Source organism: Streptomyces sp. NPDC058619, assembly GCF_042717785.1.
In the GTDB taxonomy this organism is placed as follows: Bacteria; Actinomycetota; Actinomycetes; order Streptomycetales; family Streptomycetaceae; genus Streptomyces.
This window is the reverse complement of record NZ_JBHXQN010000128.1, coordinates 1-4,731: the sequence shown is the minus strand read 5'-3', so window position 1 is coordinate 4,731 and position 4,731 is coordinate 1. Positions and strand designations below refer to the sequence as shown.

The window sequence follows — 4,731 nt, the reverse complement described above, 5'->3', positions numbered from 1 at the left end:
GCCTATGGCACCAGGGCCCCGAAGGAACTGCTACACCATCTGCCAGCCCTGATACTGCGCCGGCCTACTTACTCCGCGCGCCCGACCTGAGCTCTGTCGGGGGTGCGGGGATCGCGGTTGCTCGACCGGAGACCACCTCACTAACGATGTCCCGCGGTACCCGGACTCAACACTCCGTCCGGGCGATCCTGATGGCGCCCAATCCCTCCGTTCATCCCTCGGATGATCAACTATCTATTACTGCGTACTGCGGGTACTGCTCCACTCAGAACTGCTGGTACTGCTGGTGATGCGAACTGCTTGTACCGCGCGTGACCTGACCGAGCGCCACGTTTCGGCAGCCAGCCCCGTCGCCCGTCCTGCATCTGCTCTGGCTTGGAACCCCACTGCCGAACCTCCCGGTGCGGACGCCCACCATCGACACCCTGACCGAGGTACTGCCGGGTACTGCGAACTGCGGGTACTGCAACCACTGCGTCAACTGCTGGTACTGCTCGCGGTGGCCCCTGATGACTGCGGGCCACCCGGTCCGGTGATCAGTCCCGTCGCCGTCCTACGACAACCCTGGCTTCGACACTCCACCACCACACCGTGATACGGGTACTGCGGGTACTGCATGCCCGGCAGTTCGTCTCTGCCAGGCCCTTCGTTCCCTCTGGGCTACGAGGGAAACCATAACCACGCCACCGCCCAATGTCTACTCCGGCCATCACAGGTTTTCGGTTGGTCGGCGGAGAGGTAATCGATGACGGTGGGGCATGGCGTCCGTGACGGCGGGCAGGGGCGGCGGGGAGCGGACACGGCCGGTCCGGGAGGGGATGGGAGCAGGGGTGAGGGCGGATTCGTGCCCGCCGGTGAAGCGGTTACGGTCGGTGGGGAAACGGCTACCCCGGGGGAACGGTGACCGATCAAGGCCCGCCCGCACAGCACCCCACACCCCGGCCCGCGGTGGTGGTCCGCGTCGCCGGGCAGCTCGACATGACGGCGGCCGCACCGCCCGACTCGAAGCGGCCCTGCAGCGCTCGGTCACCGACCCGGGCAGTCCCGCGGAGATCACCGTCGACGTCAGCGGGCTCGGGTTCTGCGACTCCGCCGCGGCCTCAACGTCCTGCTCCGCGCCAAGCTCACCGCCCTCTCCCACGGCCGCACCCCTGCGCCTGCACGGGCCGAACCCACAGCTCCGCTCCTGAAACGCACCGGGCTCCGCCGGCCCTCTCCGGCCGGTCGCCGGGTGTACTTCGCGGACGGGGTCGGCCCCGGCCTCCAGGAGCGGGAGCAGCGCGTCATCCTCGGCACTCACCGGAGGCGGGCTTGGCCGTGGTGACCGCGTTCAGGCAGCGCCGGTGCGCCGACCGGGCAGCTACCAAACGGCCCCTTTTATCCCTTACGTGGTGCTTATTCGTGCCTTTTGGGGTAGTCGCCGAGATGGGCCCACGTCGATCTTGGCGTCACCCCGACCCGCAGAGCGCCCCGCGCGCTTCGCACAACGGATTGGACACCTGCCATGACCACCGCGAACCCGGGCGGCACCCCAGCAGGCCGCCGGACCGCCAGTGCCGAGGTTTCCGGACACGGGACACGCCGCCTGTCGACCGAGACGAAGTCGGCCCTGAAGACGACGGAGTTCTTCATCTACATCGCCTCCGTGGTCGCGGTCCTCATCGCCTCCATGCTCGTGGGCACCGAAGAGGGCCACCTCGACTACTTCCGCGCCGACAAGGCCTGGCTGTACATCGCGATCCTCACCGTCGGCTACATGATCAGCCGCGGGCTGGCCAAGTCCGGCAGCCGGGACAACTACGACGACAACGGCTCCTGACCCGCGCACAACACCGGGGGAGAAACCCGGCCGGACGGTCGCGAGACCCTGCCGCCCAGCCCGGGCCCCGCGCCCGCCCCGTCTGCCGCGCAGGTCGCCGATCAGCAACCGGGTGATCCCGGGACCACCACGGCCTTCTCCCACCCGCCTGGGGGAAGTCCTCACCGTGCAAGGTGGCCGTGACCTCTGCTGGGCCAACGGCCCCCCTTGCAGCGAGCCGCCCGCTGCCCGGCCATCAAGCCGGGCAGAGGGCGGCGCAAAGCCAGACGGATGCTCCCGGTAGAGCGGGGCCCTCCGTCAGTCCCTGGCGATGGCCATACCGAGGAAAATCCCCACCAGCAGCGAGACACTGCCGACGGCCATCACCGACCACGTCCCCGCCTGCGTCGCACCGAACGTCGACGTCATCCCCGCCTGCGTCGCCGCCTGCGTGGCCTGCGCCCCGGCCATGGTCGCCTCCTGAACGGCCAGAGTCTTCTCCAGCGCCTGCACCTTGCTCTCCAGCTCAGACTGCTCCATCGCACGGTTCCCCTCTCTCACGGCGTGCCGGGCCGATCCCGGCATCACCCGTCCATCGCTTCCCCACCCCACGGACACCGCCGCGCCAGGCACCTGCGGTGCACTCGTTTGCCGCCGACCGGCGCCCCGCCGCGGGCCGGCGGCCGCGACGAGCCGTGCCTGATCTTGCCCGTGCGGCTGGTCCCGCTACCGTCCATACGCCATATGTGCGCGATGTGTACGGTTCGCGGGCTGGGCGGTGGTGTGCCGCGTGTGAGGTTGGTTGCCTGTTGGGCCGGGTCGGCGGCCCCGCCCCGCCCGCTGCCGGGGTTTCTCCGCCGGGGCCGCGCGGTCCCTGTCGGGCGCAGAGAGATGCGGTGATGCGCGGACTTTTTGGCAGGTGGAAGAGCTCCGCTCCAACGACGACGCCCTGCCGCCGTACGACGGCCTGGCGCCAGACGAGGGCCCGGCGGGCGGCCATCGACGCCGGGGGCGAGACGCTGCACGCCCTGCTGGAGGGCCGCCGGCACCCCTGGCCGAAGTTCCAGTGCCGCGAGTGCAAGTCAAGCTGGTACTCCAGTGACACCCCGTTCGGGAGACGGAAACGGTCCGACAGCCAGTTCTGCTCACCGCGCTGTCGTACGCGGGCATGGCGGCGGCGTCAGGCATCCCGTTCAGAAGCGTCGCCCCGTGGCGCCTCCCGGTGACGCTAACGGTGTCAGGACCGTCCGCCCGCCCGGGGAGTGTCTACCGGCAGGTGTCCCCTGACAGCGAAGTTGGACCGATTGCCACCGAAGATGGAGCAACGGCCTTTTATGACAGTGAAGATGGATCGCCGCAGGTCAAGAGGATCAGCCGGCGCCACCTCGATCAGGTCGACGCCGCACCTCGACACCGACCGGGCCGAGGAGAACCGCGGCGCGAGACCAAATGGGCGGGGTGAACCGCGCACCACCCGGTAGCGTTCCGTGCACGTACGTACACGTAGTGCAAGGAGCGTCTTATGGAGTCCAGACACGGAGCAGTCAGCTCTCCCCCGTCCCGAGCCCACCTCTACCTGGAGGACTGGCAGGCCAACGGCCTGGAGGCCGGCAAGTTCTTCCCCCAGACGCGGGCGGGCCTGCACGATCCCTTCGCCCCTAGCGACGTGGTCAACGCCCAGCCGCCGGCGGACGGGAAGATCGCCAGCGCTGGGAAGGACTTCGCCGCTTCCCTGGACGAGGTCGGCACCGACTGGAAGAAGCACCCGGTCGCCTCCGGCCAGAACCTGGAGATCACCTGGGGGTTCCACGCGGAACACAAGACCCGCCGCTTCAACTACTTCCTCACCAAGAACGGCTGGGACCCGGAGCAGGCCCTGAGCCGCGCCCAGTTCGAGACCGAGCCCTTCCACCGCGTCCAGCTGTCCGAACAGCCCTACTGGGAGCACCCGCTCGCCCCGGGCAACCCCACCACCCACACCATGCGCCTGCCCAATCGCGGCGCCGGCCATCAGGTCCTGCTCGCCGTGTGGGAGGTTGCCGACACCGGCCAGGCCTTCTACCAGGTCATCGACCTCCAGTTCGCGTAGAACAACCGCGCCCCAAGGCGCGACCGTGTGCCGGCCCCGCCACAACGGCAGGGCCGGCACACCCGCAAGCGCGCCGAAGGCAAACGGCACACCCAGGCCGTTCTCGCGCCGGCCCGGCGAAGGGTGAACGTTCTGTGGGCCCTGATTCGTGACGGACGGTACTTTCAGGACGAACTCCTTGTCACAGCAGCGACTTGACAACATCATTAGGTGATGTTTGCTGCCTGCCTTCCGCCGGTCGACCGGCGACGGACCAGTGTCGGCGCCCCCTTTCTCGCCCGGATGTGGGATCCGTCCACACAGGCCCTCGACCAGTCGAGGCTGCCGGCCGCGTTCAGCTCGGCGAGCAGGATGCGGTGCAGCTGGTCGAAGACCCCGGTCTGCTGCCACCGCTCCAGGCGCCGCCAGCAGGTCTGCCCCGAGCCGAACCCCAGCTCAGGGGGCAGGAGTTGCCACGCGATGTCGTTGCAGAGCACGTACAAGATGCCTTGCAGGCACAGCCGGTCAGCCACCGGCCGCGGACCTGGTGAACTCGTCGGCCAGGGCGGCAGCAGCGGCTCGATCAGTGCCCACAAGTCGTCGTCCACGATCCACGGCCGAGTACTCACACCACTGCGAACGGCCGAATCGTCACACCGGTCACGGCTGACCAGAGCATCTCATCAAGATCGTGTTACGAGCTCTACGGCAACAGCGTTGCGTTAGCGCCGTGAGCGGTTGCTGAGGCCGTGCTTGAAGAACGCGACGGTGGTGTGGATGGTGTAGTTCTGGGCCCTCTGGGGGTGCTGTCCGGCGTTCGGGCCGTACTTGCTGGTGGGGTTCTTGCGGGTGCGGGCCTTCACTC

At 68.7% G+C, this 4,731-nt stretch carries 3 protein-coding genes and 2 pseudogenes; 3 read left to right on the top strand and 2 right to left on the bottom strand.

Annotated features, from left to right (window positions below):
• Nucleotides 1-1,504: 1,504 nt before the first annotated feature.
• Nucleotides 1,505-1,819, top strand: coding sequence for a hypothetical protein (locus ACFWTC_RS38535; RefSeq protein WP_384030634.1), 315 nt, complete (start codon nucleotides 1,505-1,507; stop codon nucleotides 1,817-1,819).
• Nucleotides 1,820-2,116: 297 nt separating this feature from the next.
• On the opposite strand, the gene ACFWTC_RS38530 is transcribed toward ACFWTC_RS38535, so the two are convergent.
• Complete coding sequence (locus tag ACFWTC_RS38530) at nucleotides 2,117-2,338, bottom strand: hypothetical protein (RefSeq protein ID WP_383932912.1); 222 nt, start codon at nucleotides 2,336-2,338, stop codon at nucleotides 2,117-2,119.
• A gap of 982 nt (nucleotides 2,339-3,320) precedes the next feature.
• On the opposite strand from ACFWTC_RS38530, the gene ACFWTC_RS38525 reads away from it, so the two are divergent.
• On the top strand, nucleotides 3,321-3,887 hold the full coding sequence (locus ACFWTC_RS38525) for a lytic polysaccharide monooxygenase auxiliary activity family 9 protein (RefSeq protein WP_384030632.1): 567 nt from the start codon (nucleotides 3,321-3,323) through the stop codon (nucleotides 3,885-3,887).
• 66 nt (nucleotides 3,888-3,953) lie between these two features.
• Nucleotides 3,954-4,085, top strand: a pseudogene (locus ACFWTC_RS38520) (IS110 family transposase); the annotation flags it as partial.
• Between the two features lie 6 nt (nucleotides 4,086-4,091).
• On the opposite strand, the pseudogene ACFWTC_RS38515 reads toward ACFWTC_RS38520, so the two are convergent.
• A pseudogene (locus ACFWTC_RS38515) lies at nucleotides 4,092-4,540 on the bottom strand (transposase); the annotation flags it as partial.
• Nucleotides 4,541-4,731: the final 191 nt, after the last annotated feature.